Annotated in this window: 15 protein-coding genes; 5 read left to right on the forward strand and 10 right to left on the reverse strand. The window is 61.0% G+C overall.

What is annotated here, in order from left to right; genetic code table 11:
* Nucleotides 1-148 precede the first annotated feature (148 nt).
* From F8N62_RS20205 to cbiE, 10 genes are all read right to left on the reverse strand, one after another.
* Nucleotides 149-1,528, reverse strand: a complete 1,380-nt coding sequence (locus F8N62_RS20205) for a PepSY-associated TM helix domain-containing protein (RefSeq protein ID WP_150712335.1) — start codon at nt 1,526-1,528, stop codon at nt 149-151.
* Nucleotides 1,529-1,652: 124 nt separating this feature from the next.
* Nucleotides 1,653-3,770: a TonB-dependent copper receptor gene (locus tag F8N62_RS20210; protein WP_150712336.1), complete on the reverse strand. Its 2,118-nt coding sequence runs from the start codon at nt 3,768-3,770 to the stop codon at nt 1,653-1,655.
* A 221-nt stretch (nt 3,771-3,991) separates the two neighbouring features.
* Complete coding sequence (locus F8N62_RS20215; protein ID WP_150712337.1) at nt 3,992-4,444, reverse strand: DUF2946 domain-containing protein; 453 nt, start codon at nt 4,442-4,444, stop codon at nt 3,992-3,994.
* Between the two features lie 21 nt (nt 4,445-4,465).
* Entirely contained in the window at nt 4,466-4,945 is a 480-nt protein-coding gene (locus tag F8N62_RS20220; RefSeq protein WP_150712338.1) for a copper chaperone PCu(A)C, read from the reverse strand.
* Between the two features lie 48 nt (nt 4,946-4,993).
* Nucleotides 4,994-5,392 carry a DUF2946 domain-containing protein gene (locus F8N62_RS20225; protein ID WP_150712339.1) on the reverse strand — a complete coding sequence of 133 codons (399 nt, stop codon included), beginning with the start codon at nt 5,390-5,392 and terminating at the stop codon, nt 4,994-4,996.
* A 96-nt stretch (nt 5,393-5,488) separates the two neighbouring features.
* On the reverse strand, nt 5,489-5,779 hold the full coding sequence (locus tag F8N62_RS20230; protein WP_150712340.1) for an addiction module antidote protein: 291 nt from the start codon (nt 5,777-5,779) through the stop codon (nt 5,489-5,491).
* 3 nt (nt 5,780-5,782) lie between these two features.
* On the reverse strand, nt 5,783-6,085 hold the full coding sequence (locus F8N62_RS20235) for a type II toxin-antitoxin system RelE/ParE family toxin (RefSeq protein ID WP_150712341.1): 303 nt from the start codon (nt 6,083-6,085) through the stop codon (nt 5,783-5,785).
* A gap of 189 nt (nt 6,086-6,274) precedes the next feature.
* Nucleotides 6,275-7,003 (reverse strand): cobalt-precorrin-6A reductase, encoded by a 729-nt coding sequence (locus F8N62_RS20240; RefSeq protein ID WP_150712342.1) that lies wholly within the window; start codon nt 7,001-7,003, stop codon nt 6,275-6,277.
* Nucleotides 7,000-8,097, reverse strand: coding sequence for a cobalt-precorrin-5B (C(1))-methyltransferase (locus tag F8N62_RS20245; RefSeq protein WP_150712343.1), 1,098 nt, complete (start codon nt 8,095-8,097; stop codon nt 7,000-7,002). Before F8N62_RS20245 ends, F8N62_RS20240 begins: the two co-directional genes overlap by 4 nt.
* Nucleotides 8,090-9,301, reverse strand: a complete 1,212-nt coding sequence (cbiE, locus tag F8N62_RS20250) for a precorrin-6y C5,15-methyltransferase (decarboxylating) subunit CbiE (protein WP_150712377.1) — start codon at nt 9,299-9,301, stop codon at nt 8,090-8,092. Before cbiE ends, F8N62_RS20245 begins: the two co-directional genes overlap by 8 nt.
* A gap of 184 nt (nt 9,302-9,485) precedes the next feature.
* On the opposite strand from cbiE, the gene F8N62_RS20255 reads away from it, so the two are divergent.
* From F8N62_RS20255 to cobJ, 5 genes are all read left to right on the forward strand, one after another.
* Entirely contained in the window at nt 9,486-10,163 is a 678-nt protein-coding gene (locus tag F8N62_RS20255; protein ID WP_150712344.1) for a hypothetical protein, read from the forward strand.
* Nucleotides 10,164-10,321: 158 nt separating this feature from the next.
* Nucleotides 10,322-11,629, forward strand: coding sequence for a precorrin-3B synthase (cobG, locus tag F8N62_RS20260; protein ID WP_318181558.1), 1,308 nt, complete (start codon nt 10,322-10,324; stop codon nt 11,627-11,629).
* Nucleotides 11,622-12,248, forward strand: coding sequence for a precorrin-8X methylmutase (locus F8N62_RS20265; protein ID WP_150712346.1), 627 nt, complete (start codon nt 11,622-11,624; stop codon nt 12,246-12,248). Before cobG ends, F8N62_RS20265 begins: the two co-directional genes overlap by 8 nt.
* Nucleotides 12,248-12,979 carry a precorrin-2 C(20)-methyltransferase gene (locus F8N62_RS20270; RefSeq protein WP_150712378.1) on the forward strand — a complete coding sequence of 244 codons (732 nt, stop codon included), beginning with the start codon at nt 12,248-12,250 and terminating at the stop codon, nt 12,977-12,979. The genes F8N62_RS20265 and F8N62_RS20270 overlap by 1 nt, the downstream gene beginning before the upstream one ends.
* Entirely contained in the window at nt 12,979-14,682 is a 1,704-nt protein-coding gene (cobJ, locus tag F8N62_RS20275) for a precorrin-3B C(17)-methyltransferase (RefSeq protein ID WP_150712347.1), read from the forward strand. Before F8N62_RS20270 ends, cobJ begins: the two co-directional genes overlap by 1 nt.
* Nucleotides 14,683-14,898 lie beyond the last annotated feature (216 nt).

Raw genomic sequence — 14,898 nt, forward strand, 5'->3', positions numbered from 1 at the left:
GATGCCTTCGCGAGCAGGCTCGCTCCCACAGGTCTTACGCAATTCCTGTGGGAGCGAGCCTGCTCGCGAAGAGGCCTTCAGCGCCCTACACAATTCATGTGAAGGCGCGAAGTTTACAGAACCCTCTACCTCGCGTATCTCGCCTGTTTCATGATGAAGGTGAAGTCGATTCAGTTTGCCGGTTGAAGCGCGAGAACAGCAGGCGGTCCAGCAACCACACGACGACCAGCGATGCGCCTACCAGCGGAAACGCCACCGCGAGGGCGAGCATGATGACCATCGCGGTTTTCCATTTCGGCAGGTCGTGGCGCAGCGGTGGAACGCCGAATTTTCCTTGTGGCCGACGCTTCCACCAGATCACCACGCCGCTGACGGCGCTGAGCAGAATCATCAGGCAAATCAGCAGCACGATGATCTGGTTGACCACGCCGAACATTTTGCCTTCGTGCAACATCACGCCGGTTTCCGTGGCGCGGGCCACCGTGCCGTAATGCTCCCAGCGCACATCGGCGAGGACATCGCCGGTGTACTGATCGACGTGCAGCGTGGCGTCGTTGCGCGGGTCGTCGGCGAATACCGCAATGGTGAACACGCCGGTTGCCGTAGTCGGCAAGGTGATGCTGTAGCCCGGTTCGACCTTGCGTTGCACGGCGACGTTTTGCACGTCTTGCAGGCTGATGGTCGGCGCGGCGGGGCCAGCTTGCGCGCCGTCGTGGGCCATGTGTTCGGCGTGGTCACCGGACATTGGCATCGGCGTGTTTTCCATGGCCCAGGGCACGGTCTGGCGGGTGGCCGTATTCAGGCTGCGGGCTTCGACGTCGGACTTGGGCATGTCATTCCACATCGCGTCCGGGAACACGTTCCATACGCCGGCGTATTGTTTGCCCCAGAACCCGGTCCAGGTCATGCCGCTGAGCAGCATTACCAGCAGAAAAGCGGCGCCCCAGAACCCGGTGACGGCATGCAGGTCGCGCCACAGTACCCGGCCGCGACTGCTCAAGCGCGGCCACAAAATACCCGCCGCCTGGCCGCGCGGCCACCACAGGAAGACCCCGGACACCACCAGCACAATGGCCCAGCCGGCGGCCAGTTCGACCAGCCGATCACCAATTGTGCCGATCATCAATTCACCGTGAATCGCCCGCGCCACGGCTTGCAGATTCATCTTCGCGTCTTGCTCGCCGAGAAGGTCGCCACGGTAGGGATCGACGAACACGTTGAGCTCGGTGTCGCCATTGAGCACGACAAACTGCGCGCTGCGTTCTGCGTTGACCGGTGGCAGGTACTGCGTGACCGTGGCTTGCGGATAAGCCCCTTTGACCCGTTTGAGCAGGTCGTCGGCCGGGAGGCTGTGATGGCCGGCCGGGACGTTCAACAGGTTGCCGTACATCAGCGGATCGAGTTGCGGCTTGAACAGGTAAATGACCCCGGTCAGGGCCAGCATTACCATGAATGGCGCGACGAACAGACCGGCATAGAAATGCCAACGCCAGGCCAGGTTGTAGAAATTCGGTTTGGGCTGCTTCATCGGTTGTGCTCCGCTTGGCGATTCAGTTGTCTTGAAAAGATCGCAGCCTCGTTTCACTCGACAGCTCCTACAGGTGTACGCATTGTAGGAGCTGGCGCAGCCTGCGATCCTTTGACTTTTTTTGTTAGAAACTCATGTCCACCTTGGTCCAGAGCGTTCGCCCCGGCTCTTTAATGGCTTGCGGGTCATTGGCCGGGTAGCCGAAACCGGCGTTGCCGGCCAGGTTCAAGTGCTCGGCATAAGCCTTGCCGAACAGGTTGTCGACGCCGCTGCTGACCTTCCAGTGCTTGTTGATACGATAGGCGCCGTTGAGCGAGAACACGCCAAAACCCGAGGTTTTGTCGAAGTCCTTGCCGACCACGTTGCCCTTGTTCTGGTCAATGCGGTTTTGCGCGGCGACCACTCTCCACAGTGCGCCGGCGCTCCAATTGTCTTCGCTGTAGGTCAGGCCGAATCGCGCGTCCAGCGGCGGCATTTGCGGCAGCGCATTGCCGTCGCTGCTGTTCTTGCCCCAGGCGTAGGCCAGGGTGGCGTCGGCCTTCCAGTTCGACGTCAGTTTGTAAGCGGCCCCGAGTTCGCCGCCCATGATCCGCGCGTCGATGTTCTCGGCTTGCGAGGTCATGCCCATCATGCCGGGCCGGTAGTTGAACAGGATGTAATCGCGCACTTGCCCGACGTAACCCGAAGCCCAGGCTTCGAGGTCTTCGGTCTTGTATTGCAGGCCGAAGTCGAGCTGGGTGGTTTTCTCGGGTTTGATCGAATCGAAGGCGTTCACCGAGCCGACGGGGCCGGCGTTTGGGGAAAACAGCTCCCAGTAATCCGGGAAACGCTGGGTGTGGCCAAGGCCTGCATAGAGGGTGGTCGGGCTGTCGGCCAGGTCATGCTCATAACGGATGAAGCCGCTGGGCAGGGTGTCGGCGCGGGTATGGTCGGCGGTCGGGTTGGCGCGGGTCATCATTCCGGAACCGGTGGTTTGCCGGAAGTCCTTGGCCGAGGCACGGTCCAGGCGTGCGCCGGTGATCAGCCGGTCACGGTCGGCGGCATACCAGGTCAGTTCGCTGAACACCCCGTAGTTATGGAAATCGGCGTCCTTGGTGTACGGCAGGTTTTTATAGGTGTCGATGCCCATGCTGCTGCGTTGACGGTGCTCGTTGGTCTGCGCATCGATGCCGCTGATCAACTGCACATCGGCCCAGCGCCAAGTGGCTTTGATCCGTGCGCCGAGGGTGCGGCGGTCAACGTTGGAGGCCATCGGGCCGGCCATCATCCCGGTGCCCGACGGCCTGCGCAGGGTGTAGTTGTCCATCACGTGGTCGGCGTAGTTGTAGTAAATCTGCGCTTCGACCTTGTCCAGCACGTCGCCGATGCCGGATTTTTCGAAGCGCAGGCCCAGGCTTTCGCGCAAGAATTGTGAACCGTCCATGCCGCGCCCGGCGTAACGCGCTTCGCCATCGCCCTTGCCAGCGGTCAGTTCCAGCAGCGTGTCGGCGTCCGGGGTCCAGCCAACGGCGACGTCGCCGTTCCACTTGTCATAACGCGAGCCCACGGTGTCGTTGTTGCCGTCCCGGTAATCGTCGGAATGCGCGGTGTTGCCGATCACCCGTACGTAACCCAGAGGCCCGCCTGCCGCGGCGTCCACTACTTTGTCGAAGCGGCCGTTGGAACCGGCCAGGACGCTGGCGTTCACCCGTGTACCGAGTTCGCCGAAGCTTTCCGGCTCACGGTCAAACAGGACGGTGCCGGCCGACGCGCCCGGTCCCCACAGCACGGTTTGCGGACCTTTGATGACCGTGAGTTTGTCGTAGGTTTCCGGCGAGATGTAGGAGGTCGGTGCGTCCATCCGGCCGGGGCAGGCGCCGAGCATCATGCTGCCGTTGGTGAGGATATTCAGGCGCGAGCCGAACATGCCGCGCAACACCGGATCGCCGTTGGTGCCGCCGTTGCGCACGAGGGCGAAGCCGGGGATGGTTTTCAGATAATCACCTCCGTCGCTGGCCGGCACCGGTTGGCGCGGGTCCTTGGGGTTGGTGACGATGGTCAGCGGCGAACTCGGCGCGATGGCGGTAATTACCGTCGGGCTCAGTTCTTCAGTGTGGCCGGCGTGATCATCGGCCAGCACCATCGGTGTCAGCAGCGCGCCGCAAAGAACGGCGGTAGCGTGCCTGAAACGGACGCGTGTTTCGTTCAGGGCAAAAGAAGCCTGGGCAGAACCCAAGCGTGTGTCAGCAGAAAACCTGGACATGACAATTTCCATCGAACAGTCGTAAACGACACGGCCGGCAGCCTGCGCATTCCCTGTGGGAGGGAGCTTGTGTGGCGAGGGAGCTTGCTCCCGCTTGAGTGCGCAGCACTCATAAAAAGGGGCCGCTACGCAGCCCAGCGGGAGCAAGCTCCCTCGCCACACAAGCTCTCTCCCACAGGTTGCTTTGGCTGTCTTCAGAACCGTGTGAGATTGGGTGGTGTTTACGCGACGACAGGCGGGGCGCGGGTGCGGGCGCCGGGGAAGAAGGATTGCCGGGCATGGCCCAGGCGTGTGGCGGGGGTGTTGAAGGTGGTGGCTGCCGGCGTATCGAACGCAATGAAAGACTGGCCGCCGGTCAGCGCCGGGCAATTAAATAGCAGGTTGCAATAGCCGCACTTTTCCCAGATTGCGTGATGGGAGGTTTTGGGTGGGCAGTGCTCGGCGGCGGGTTGGGCGTCGTGACCGGTGTGGTCCATCGCCTCCATGCTCATGTCCATCGACATGTTCATGGAGGCGCTCATCAGAGCGGAGGCGCGCTGATCCATCGGCATCGACTGGGAAATCAGCGGGCCGATGAAAATCATCAACATGGCGAACAGGCTGATCCAGCTGCCGCGGGTCAGGTGCAAAGCCTGACGACGGGGGGCGGATGACCTGACGCTAAGCGGTCGCATGGGCGTATTCAGCGCTGGCGATTACGGTTTGTGCGCATGCGCTTGCAGGCCGTCCGGCGCGGTTTTCTGCACCGTAACGTCAACCGTCACCGCGCCGGACTTCTCGAAATGCATCGTCAACGGGAAGCGCTTGCCGTCGCTCAGCAGGCTGCGATCTTTCAGTTCCAGCAACATGACGTGATACGCCATCGGTGCAAAAGTGACGTTGCCTCCGGCCGGAATTTCGACGGCGGGCACCTGCTGCATTTTCATCAGATCGTGTTGCATCACATGCTCGTGCAACTGCGCAATGCCGGCAATCGGCGAGTCGACGCTGAGCAGGCGGTCAGCCGTTTTTCCGGTGTTTTGAATCACAAAATACGCCGCAACGGTCGGCGCATTCGGTGGCAGCTCTTGCGACCACGGATGGGCGATTTCAAGCGCGCCAGCCTTGTATTCATGGGCATTGGCAAAGCAGGCAGGCAGCAGCAACGCAGCCAGAACGATGAGTTTGTTCAACATGGCAATTCTCCGGAAACGATTCAAAACGCAGTCAATTGCGAGAAGGCATCACACCAGAGGGGAAGCGCGGGGGTTGAGGCTCGGCCATTGCTGGCGTGGAGCAGGGTGATCGATTGAGGCTGCGGGCAGGCTTCGATTGGCCTCGAAACGCGCGAAGTACAACTGCGGCACATGCCCGGGCAATGCCACCAGCGGTGCAGAGCCGGAGCAACACCAGCAATGCTGCATGTTGGAATGTTCGTCATTCTGCGCAGGGTTCTGGTCGATCGTGCCCAGAGACGTTGCCACCATCTTGGTGCCACCGGACGAACAGAAACTGCCCCACATCACCTGCTCGACCGGCGAATTCGCCGTCCGCGCCATCGCTCCGCTCATCGGCATGGCGAGCATGTTGAACAGCACTGCGAAGCAGGCTATCCAGGCAAATGCGAGCCGTTGTCGAGACATGGGACAGATCCGGTCAGGTGGGCGATCAGGCGCGGCTATTTAGCCTGATCAATGCCGATAAGTAAAAAAGCGGCGTGCGGTTTGGTGTCGCAGTGCTCAGATCGCAGTGGCATGTAACCGCAGACCCAGCGCTTTCATAACCTTCATGATAGTCGCGAATTCCGGATTGCCTGTGCTGCTCAATGCTTTATACAAACTCTCGCGGCCCAAGCCTGCATCACGTGCAACCTGTGTCATTCCCTGCGCTCTTGCTATGTCGTTGAGCGCCGCCCGTATCAAAACTCCATCGCCGGCATCCTCTTCAAAGCAAGCGTCCAGATAAGCAGCCATCTCCTCGGGTGTTTTGAGAAACTCGGCGGCATCGAAACGGGTGAATTGTTCGGCCATGATCTACTCCTCATTACCGATGTTTTGCGCCATCTGAATAGCGCGTTTGATATCTCGTTTTTGAGTCGATTTATCGCCACCAACCAGCAGCAGGTAAACAATTTCACCTCGGCGAGTGAAATACATCCGGTAGCCCGGACCGTGATGAACCCGCATTTCATAGACGGATTCACCTACGGGTTCGCAATCGCCAAAATTGCCATGTTCGGCTGCCCGGAGTCGGGCAATGATCCTGGCTTTTCCGATGGTGTCTCTCAGGCAGTCGAGCCAATCGGCAAATGCTTTGGATCGTTCGAAGTCGATCATGTCGGATCGTATTCCTTGGGATACATATTGGCAAGCAACCCTTTCCTCGACTCGCGTTGGGTTGTTCCTGAAGAATCGAGTCTTTGCTTGGAGGATTCGAAGGAACGGGAATATAGGATTGAAGCTATTGGAGGTACAGTCGGCGCTTTCCGGGAGTGTTGCGGGCAAAGCAACCGAACTCAGCATGTCTCAAGAAAGGTCTGACGCAGATAGGGCAATCACCAAGTCACCTACACTGCCAAACTCCCGATCCACCCCCACCAACACCGGCCGCTTCAACACCAGCACCGGCACCCCACGCTCGCGCGCCACTTCCAGTTTCGGTTCGGTGGCGGTGCTGCCGCTGTTTTTGCTGATCAGCACATCAATCTGCTTCCGTTCAAACAGCTCGCGTTCATCGTTGATCAGGAACGGCCCGCGTGCGCCGATCACTTCGCAGCGCTGGTTACCGGGATACACGTCCAGGGCGCGTAATGTCCAGAATTGCTCTGGCGGGATTTCGTGCAGGTGTTGCAAGGGTTCGCGGCCGAGGGTGAACAGGGGGCGGCGGAAGGGTTCAAGTGCTTCGATCAACTCGGCCCAGTCGCTGACTTCGCGCCAGTCATCCCCGGTTTGCGGTTGCCAGGCCGGGCGCCTGAGTGCCCAGCAGGGAATGCCGGTCAGCTGCGCGGCGGTCGCGGCGTTCTGGCTGATTTGCGCGGCATAGGGATGCGTCGCGTCGAGCAGCAGGCCGATGGATTGATCATGGATGAACTGCGCCAGACCGTCTGCGCCGCCGAAACCACCGACCCGGACCTGGCACGTCAAATCGGTCGGTACCCGCCCGACGCCGGCCAGGCTGTAAATGTGTTGTGGCCCCAGCGTGCGGGCGATGGCCAGTGCTTCCGTGACGCCGCCGAGCAGCAAGATGCGCTTCATTGAAAAGTACCCGCATGGCCGACAATCGCGCCCTGGCGATCGATGGCAAACACTTCGATCTCAACCTGCGCCGGCACCACGCTGCGCGCAAAGGCCAAGGCGTGCCGGCACACCGCATCGCCGAGCGCGATGCCGGCGGCGCTGGCCATCGCCAGGGCCTGCTGGCTGGTGTTGGCCTCGCGCATCGCTTGTTGCAAGGCTTGATCGGCGCCGACGGCTGCGGCCCATTCGGCGAGTTGCGGCAGGTCGATACTCGAATGCCGGCTGTGCAAATCCATGTGCCCGGCTGCGAGTTTGCTGATCTTGCCAAAGCCGCCGCACAGGCTGAGTTTAGCCACAGGCACTTTACGCAAGTGTTTGAGCACGGCGCCGACGAAGTCGCCCATTTCGATCAGGGCGATTTCCGGCAGGTTGTAGACGCGGCGCATGGTGTCTTCGCTGGCATTGCCGGTGCACGCGGCAATGTGCAGATAACCGTTGGTTTTCGCCACGTCGATGCCCTGATGGATCGAGGCAATGTATGCCGCGCAGGAAAACGGCCGGACGATGCCGCTGGTGCCGAGTATCGACAAGCCGCCGAGAATGCCCAGCCGCGGGTTCATGGTTTTCAGGGCGAGCGCCTCACCGCCTTCGACGTTCACCGTCACCGCGAAACCGCCGCGATAGCCAAGCTCCTGCGCGAGCGTGGTCAAGTGATCGCTGATCATCTTTCGCGGCACCGGGTTGATCGCCGGTTCGCCGACGCCCAGCACCAGCCCTGGCCGGGTGACCGTGCCGACACCGCGACCGGCGCTGAAACGAACGCCCGGTTCTGCGACCAATCGCACTTGAGAGTAGAGCAGTGCGCCGTGAGTCACGTCCGGATCGTCGCCGGCGTCCTTGATCGTGCCAGCCTCTGCGCCGTCAGCCAGCAACCGACAGAATTCCAGACGCATCTGCACCTGCTTGCCTTTTGGCAGGACGATCTCGACGGCGTCCGCGCTCGGGCCGCCGAGCAGTAATCGGGCGGCGGCGAGGCTGGTAGCGGTGGCGCAGCTGCCTGTGGTCAGGCCGCTGCGCAGGGGGGCGGGGGTTTCGGCGGTTTCGTCACGCATCGAAAGGCTTGACCACATCGAGCAAGGTAATCGGCAGTGCCTGACGCCACGTGTCAAAGTCGCCCAGCGGCTGCGCCTGGGCAATATGAAGGCGCGTCAGCTCGCCGCCGTGCTGTTCGCGCCAGGCCATCAGGGTCATTTCACTTTGCAGCGTGACGGCGTTGGCGATCAGACGGCCGCCGGGTTTCAACTGAGCCCAGCACGTTTCCAGCACGCCCTCGCGCGTGACGCCGCCGCCAATGAAAATCGCATCCGGGCGTTCAAGCCCGGTCAGCGCCTGGGGTGCCTTGCCACGAATCAGTTGCAAGCCTGGCACGCCGAGCGCGTCGCGGTTGTGTTCGATCAACAGCTGTCGGCCCTCATCGGCCTCGATGGCCAGAGCCCGGCAACTCGGGTGGGCGCGCATCCATTCGACACCGATCGAGCCGCTGCCGGCGCCGACATCCCACAACAATTCACCCGGCACCGGCGCGAGGCGTGCCAGGGTGATTGCCCGCACATCGCGTTTGGTCAGTTGACCATCATGTTTGAAAGCTGAGTCCGGCAAGCCGGCCAGGCGCGACAGGCGCGGCGTGTTCGGCCCGGCAATGCATTCGATGGCGATCAGGTTCAGATCGGCGATCAGCGGATCGGCCCACTCCTGGGCGACGCCTTCGATTCGCCGTTCGGCCTCGCCACCCAGATGTTCCAGCACGGTGAGGCGGCTCGGCCCAAAACCGCGTTCGCGTAACAACGCCGCAATCGCCGCCGGGCTTTGGCCATCGTTGCTGAGCACCAGCAGACGAACGCCGCTGAACAACTGCGCGGTGAGCGCCGCAATTGGCCGCGCGACGACTGACAGCGTGACGACATCCTGCAACGGCCATCCCATCCGCGCAGCGGCCAGAGAGCAGGACGAGGGCGCCGGCAGGATCAGCATTTCGTCGCCGGGCAATTGCCGGGCGAGGCTGGCGCCGACGCCGAAGAACATCGGGTCGCCGCTGGCCAATACGCAGACGGGTTCGCCACGCAGGGCCAGTACCGCGTCGAGAGAGAACGGACTCGGCCAGTGTTGGCGTTCGCTGCGGATGCACGTGGGCAGCAGATCGAGCTGGCGTTGAGCGCCGACGATTTTTGACGCGCGTAGCAGGGCGTGTCGGGCATTTTTGCCCAGACCCTTGAAGCCGTCTTCACCGATACCTACTACCGTCAGCCAGGGTGTCATGCCGTTCCTCAAAACCGCGTCGATCTTCGAAGGCGGCATGATAGCGCGGCTTCCTTGAACTGACTTCCTTCTATTCACCACTTCGAGCGCGTGCGAAATCAAATGTCGAGTATGTTTTTTTATTCAACGGAATTTTTTGTTAGGGTGGTTTTTCAATTGAAGCCAGGATGGCAGGTAATAAAAAATGGAACAGGAAATTGATGTCGCATTTATAAAAAGAGACTTCTCGGTCGAGCCCGAAAGTGCTTCCGTACTTGATGACAACTTGATGGCGTTTTTTCCTGGCTTGTCCAGGCAAGATAAACACTACATAAAAAACAGTCTTCGATGGGCTGAGCATCAAGCCGACCTTCGCTACAGCAGGAAACTTGACCCGGCCCAGTGGTTCGAACATCTGTCCGGCAGGCTCTGGTCCGTCGGCTGGAGTCTGGAGCACGCGCCGGTGCAGGTCGTTCAAAGCAACTATTCCGGCAGCCTCGTAGAGAGTTGGGCGAAGGCACTGTCTACGCAAGTCAGCAGGGCGAGGTTGCAGAAAATTAAAGATACGTTCGTCGCTCTGGAACATGATCGCTCTGCACTCGACTTGTTTGCCGAACGCGCTCAGCAGTCTGGAGACTTCCGTTTTTTACCGGCCGAATATAATCGTGCCAAAGAACTTGAAATCGTCGTCACCAATGTGCGGTTGCTCAGTACGAACTGGAGTTCGGCTTTTCTGTTTTGGGAGGTGGAGCATCCCGCCTCGCAACTGGACATTCGGGTGCGACGATTTTCCGCCAGGCCGCGCGAGATGGACAAGTACCGCGACATGCTCGCCGAAGCGGTGCGAGACATGAGGTTTTCCGAGCTTGAATTGAAGGTGTAAGCAGACCGGTCGGAAGGGTTGGCTCATCCCGTCTCTCTGCGTAGAGGTATTCCGACCGGCAGTTTTTCATGCCGCACGGCAAAGCAGGCATAATACCGCGCGCTCGCCTGCGAACTGCCTCGCCACCTGAACCGGTCACATCCTTGAACCAACGTCCGATGTACATTGCCTCACGCCCCTCGGCCTGCCCGGGGTTGTTGCGTATCGTCCCGGCACTGGATGGTGGTATCTGTCGGATCAAATTGAACGGCGGCTCGATCAGCACTTTTCAGGCCGAGGCGGTGGCGGGTGCAGCCGAACGTTTTGCCAAAGGGGTTATCGAGGCAACGAACCGCGCCAACCTGCAGATACGCGGTATCGGCTGCGAGCACGCGGCGTTGATCGACAGCCTGCTCGCTGTGGGCCTGGGACCGCAAACTGCGGCCGGCGATGATGTGCGCAACCTGATGCTCAGCCCCAGTGCCGGGATTGATCGGCAGATGCTCTTCGATACGCGCCTTCTGGCAGAGCGGATTCTTGCTACGGTGCAAACCAACGCCCGTTTCCATGACCTCAGCGCCAAGTTTGCCGTGCTGCTGGATGGTGGCGAGGCGTTGGCGATGCTCGAGCATCCGCACGATCTGTGGTTGAGTGCCGTCGAGCAGGACAATGAAAAATGGCTGGCCTTCGGGCTGGGTGGTTGCCCGACGGACGCCCCGCACAGTGCGGTGCGATTGGCGGATGGGCACGCATTGGTGGTTGCTGTGCTTGATTTGTTTCTCGAGTTGGCTCGTCCGGATCAGACGCGTATGCGTCATTTATTGGCCGACTACCCGGTAGCCGGTTTTCTCGAACGACTGGCTGAACGGGTGTCGTTGAAGTCTATCAAGGGCTGGCGGCGCTCTTTCAATTGCGAAGTTCTGCACATTGGCGCTCATCCACAAGCGGCAGCCGATCACCTGTATATCGGTGCGGTGCCGCCGCTTGGACGGCTCAACCCGACAATGCTCAGGGGCGCGGCGCAATTGGCGGCGGAATTCGGCGACGCCAGTCTGCGATTTACACCTTGGCAAAGCCTGCTGGTGCCCAACATTCGCACTGAGCATGTCGCCGAAGTCATTCGGCGCCTGCAACAGTTGGGGCTGTCCTGCGAAGCCAGCCAGCCCCTGTCGCGGTTGATCGCCTGCACCGGTTCCAATGGCTGCGGCAAAGGCCTGGCCGACACCAAGGCCGACGCTTTGCAGCTCGCGGCTTTGCTTCAACAGCAGGGTCGCGCCCTGAGCGTGCATCTGTCCGGTTGCCCGCGGTCGTGCGCGGCTGCACATACCGCGCCGGTGACGCTACTGGCCGTCACCACCGGTCACTACGACCTCTATTTTCGTGAAGCGGGGCAGCCGGGTTTCGGCGCCCTGCACGCACGCAATCTTACTATTGAAGCGGTCGCGACCTTGCTCGACGCCCATTCACGGAGCCCCCTTGATGCTTGATTACATCCGCGACGGTCAGGAGATCTATCGCAACTCCTTCGCGATCATTCGCGCCGAGGCCAACCTCGAGCGCATTCCGGCCGATCTGGAAAAACTCGCGGTACGGGTGATTCATGCTTGCGGCATGGTCAACGCGATTGACGGTCTGCAGTTTTCCAACGGTGCGGGCAAGGCCGGACGCGATGCGCTGGCGGCCGGTGCGCCGATCCTGTGCGACGCGCGAATGGTCTCCGAAGGCGTGACCCGCACGCGTTTGCCAGCCAACAACCAGGTCATCTGCACGCTGCGCGATGAAAGCGTTCCTGAGCTTGCGCGTGAACTGGGCAACACTCGCTCCGCTGCAGCGCTGGAGCTGTGGCGCCCGCACCTTGAAGGCAGCGTGGTGGTGATCGGCAATGCACCGACCGCGTTGTTTTATCTGCTGGAAATGCTCGACGCCGGAGCACCGAAACCGGCGTTGATTCTCGGCTTCCCGGTGGGCTTCGTCGGCGCTGCCGAATCCAAGGCAGCGCTGGCGGCGGACAGTCGCGGCGTGCCTTTCGTCATCATGCAGGGCCGGCTGGGCGGAAGCGCCATGGCCGCCGCCGCTGTCAATGCGCTCGCCACGGAGATCGAATGATGCAGCAACCCGGACGTTTGATCGGCCTTGGCGTTGGCCCGGGCGATCCGGAGCTGATTACCGTCAAGGCCCTGCGCCTGCTGCGTGAATCGCCGGTAGTGGCGTACTTCGTTGCCAAAGGTAAAAAGGGCAACGCCTTCGGCATCATCGAAGCCCATTTGCAGGACGCGCAAACCTTGCTGCCGCTGGTTTATCCGGTCACCACCGAGGCGTTACCGGCACCGCTGTCCTATGAGCAAGTGATCAGCGATTTTTACGATGCGGCCGGCGCAGAACTCGCCGCGCACCTGGATGCGGGGCGTGACGTGGCGGTCATCTGCGAAGGTGATCCGTTCTTCTACGGCTCCTACATGTACCTGCACGATCGCCTTGCCGAACGCTATGAAGCCGAAGTCGTGCCCGGCGTCTGCTCGATGCTGGGCGGTGCTTCGGTGCTCGGCGCGCCGCTGGTGTATCGCAATCAGAGTCTGTCGGTGCTGTCCGGCGTACTGCCCCACGATGACCTCAAGCGTCGACTCGCCGACGCCGATGCGGCGGTGATCATGAAGCTGGGGCGTAACTTCCCCAAGGTTCGTCAGGTACTTGAAGAGCTCGGCCTGGCCGAGCGCGCGTTGTATGTCGAACGCGCGACCATGGCCAACCAGAAAATTGTGCCGCTGAATGAAGTCGAGCCGATGTCCTCGCCGTATTTCTCGCTGATCATCGTTCCGGGTGAAAGGTGGCAAGGCTGATGACTCGTCCAGCTCCCGCAATTGTCATTCTCGGCAATGGCAGCCTCGCCACCGCGCGCAAGATTCAACAAATTTACCCCGGTGCCCTTGTCCATGGTCTGGCCGGGCGGGTTGAGGGCGCCGATCGTGTCTATCAGGAATTCGGCGCCACCTTGCGCGAGTTCTACGAACAGGACACGCCGATCATTGCCCTGTGCGCGGCCGGCATCGTGATCCGCACCCTGGCGCCGTTGCTGCTGGAAAAAGGCGCCGAGCCACCCGTGCTGGCAGTGGCCGAAGATGGCAGCGCGGTGGTTCCGCTGCTTGGCGGGTTGGGTGGCGTTAACGTGCTTGCGCGGGAGATTGCCGTGGCGCTGGACGTGTCCGCCGCGATCACTACCAGTGGTGAATTACGCTTCGGCACCTGCCTGCTCAATCCTCCCAGTGGTTATGCCTTGGGCGATCTGGAGTTGGGCAAGCGCTTCGTCTCTGATTTGCTTGCCGGTGAAACGGTGCGCATCGAAGGCGCGGCGCCGTGGCTGGCGCAGGCGCAGTTACCTGAACATCCGCGCGCCCGGTTGGCTGTTCATGTCGGACATTGCGAGCGAACGCCGGCACCCAACGAATTATTGATCTATCCGCGTAACGTTTTAGTCGCAGTCAGTGCCGGTGTGGCCGGTGTGCCGAGCGCCGTTCGCGAAGCTTTGCATCGGGCAGGAATTGCCGTGCAATCGATGGCCTGTCTGCTGGCCGCTGATAGCGACATGTCGAGTGCATCGCTGCGTGAAGCAGCGCTGGAACTGGGTGTACCGTTGCGATTTGCCGCCGATGTCGGACCGATGAGTGAGCTGGCGCGCAACGCTGCCGGCCAGCCCGTTTCGATTCTTGGCGATGATCGCATTGCCATCGCGGTGGCGGAACAACCGCTGGACCCATTGTTGATCGGTCGCCCTCGCGGACGTCTCGCGGTGATCGGCCTCGGCCCTGGCGCTTCCGACCTGATGGTGCCAGCGGTGAAGGCTGAGCTGGCTCGCGCCAACGACGTACTCGGTTACGAAACCTATGTGCGCATGGCCGGCCCGTTCCGTGCCGATCAAGTGATGCATTGCACCGATAACCGCGAAGAGATGCAGCGTGCGCGTCACGCCTTCGAGCTCGCGGCGCAAGGCCGTTCAGTCGTGGTGGTTTCATCAGGTGATCCGGGCGTTTTTGCCATGGCCGCCGCGGTGCTGGAAGCACTTCACGAGTCCACTGATGCCGCGTGGCACAACGTTGACCTGGAAATTCTGCCCGGTGTTTCTGCGTCATTGGCGACCGCTGCGCAAGCGGGTGCACCGTTGGGGCATGACTTCTGTGTGTTGTCGTTATCAGACAACCTCAAACCTTGGGAGATCATCGAGAAGCGCCTGGACCTGGCGGCTCAAGCCGACCTGGCACTGGCTTTCTACAACCCGATCTCGCGTTCGCGGCCATGGCAATTGGGTCGGGCGCTGGAGATCGTTGCCCGGCACCGGACTCCTGAAACACCTGTGACGCTGGGGCGGGATATTGGCCGTCCGGGGCAGACGCTACGAAACACTACCCTCGGGCAGTTGACCCCCGACCAGGTTGATATGCGCACCATGGTGTTGATCGGTTCGTCCACAACGTGCGTGTTCCCACGCGCCGAAGGTGGAAGTTGGGTGTACACGCCGCGCTGGTATGGCGTAAAACCAGCTTCATAAGTAATGCCGATCCTTTAAGCCGCTACACCCCCTGTAGCGGCTGGCAAAGCCTGCGTCCGGCTCGGGCCGCGTTCGGACGCAGGCTTCGACAGCTACTACAGTGTTGCTTTAAGCAATAAACCGCTTTGAATGTTTATAAGCTGGTGTTTTTCACGGCTATTTATTGTGTGTGAGTTTGGTTCTGAAATGTGTTGAATTCCTTATAGTTTGATTGGT

Source organism: Pseudomonas fluorescens (genome assembly GCF_902497785.1).
Lineage (GTDB): Bacteria > Pseudomonadota > Gammaproteobacteria > Pseudomonadales > Pseudomonadaceae > Aquipseudomonas > Aquipseudomonas fluorescens_BO.

Coding starts and splice junctions, on each gene's coding strand:
- F8N62_RS20215 (WP_150712337.1), bottom strand. CDS start 4,444: ATGCGACCGCTTAGCGTCAGGTCATCCGCCCCCCGTCGTCAGGCTTTG.
- F8N62_RS20235 (WP_150712341.1), bottom strand. CDS start 6,085: ATGATCGACTTCGAACGATCCAAAGCATTTGCCGATTGGCTCGACTGC.
- F8N62_RS20210 (WP_150712336.1), bottom strand. CDS start 3,770: ATGTCCAGGTTTTCTGCTGACACACGCTTGGGTTCTGCCCAGGCTTCT.
- cobJ (WP_150712347.1), top strand. CDS start 12,979: ATGACTCGTCCAGCTCCCGCAATTGTCATTCTCGGCAATGGCAGCCTC.
- F8N62_RS20205 (WP_150712335.1), bottom strand. CDS start 1,528: ATGAAGCAGCCCAAACCGAATTTCTACAACCTGGCCTGGCGTTGGCAT.
- F8N62_RS20230 (WP_150712340.1), bottom strand. CDS start 5,779: ATGGCCGAACAATTCACCCGTTTCGATGCCGCCGAGTTTCTCAAAACA.
- F8N62_RS20220 (WP_150712338.1), bottom strand. CDS start 4,945: ATGTTGAACAAACTCATCGTTCTGGCTGCGTTGCTGCTGCCTGCCTGC.
- F8N62_RS20265 (WP_150712346.1), top strand. CDS start 11,622: ATGCTTGATTACATCCGCGACGGTCAGGAGATCTATCGCAACTCCTTC.
- F8N62_RS20225 (WP_150712339.1), bottom strand. CDS start 5,392: ATGTCTCGACAACGGCTCGCATTTGCCTGGATAGCCTGCTTCGCAGTG.
- cobG (WP_318181558.1), top strand. CDS start 10,322: ATGTACATTGCCTCACGCCCCTCGGCCTGCCCGGGGTTGTTGCGTATC.
- F8N62_RS20240 (WP_150712342.1), bottom strand. CDS start 7,003: ATGAAGCGCATCTTGCTGCTCGGCGGCGTCACGGAAGCACTGGCCATC.
- F8N62_RS20245 (WP_150712343.1), bottom strand. CDS start 8,097: ATGCGTGACGAAACCGCCGAAACCCCCGCCCCCCTGCGCAGCGGCCTG.
- F8N62_RS20255 (WP_150712344.1), top strand. CDS start 9,486: ATGGAACAGGAAATTGATGTCGCATTTATAAAAAGAGACTTCTCGGTC.
- cbiE (WP_150712377.1), bottom strand. CDS start 9,301: ATGACACCCTGGCTGACGGTAGTAGGTATCGGTGAAGACGGCTTCAAG.
- F8N62_RS20270 (WP_150712378.1), top strand. CDS start 12,248: ATGCAGCAACCCGGACGTTTGATCGGCCTTGGCGTTGGCCCGGGCGAT.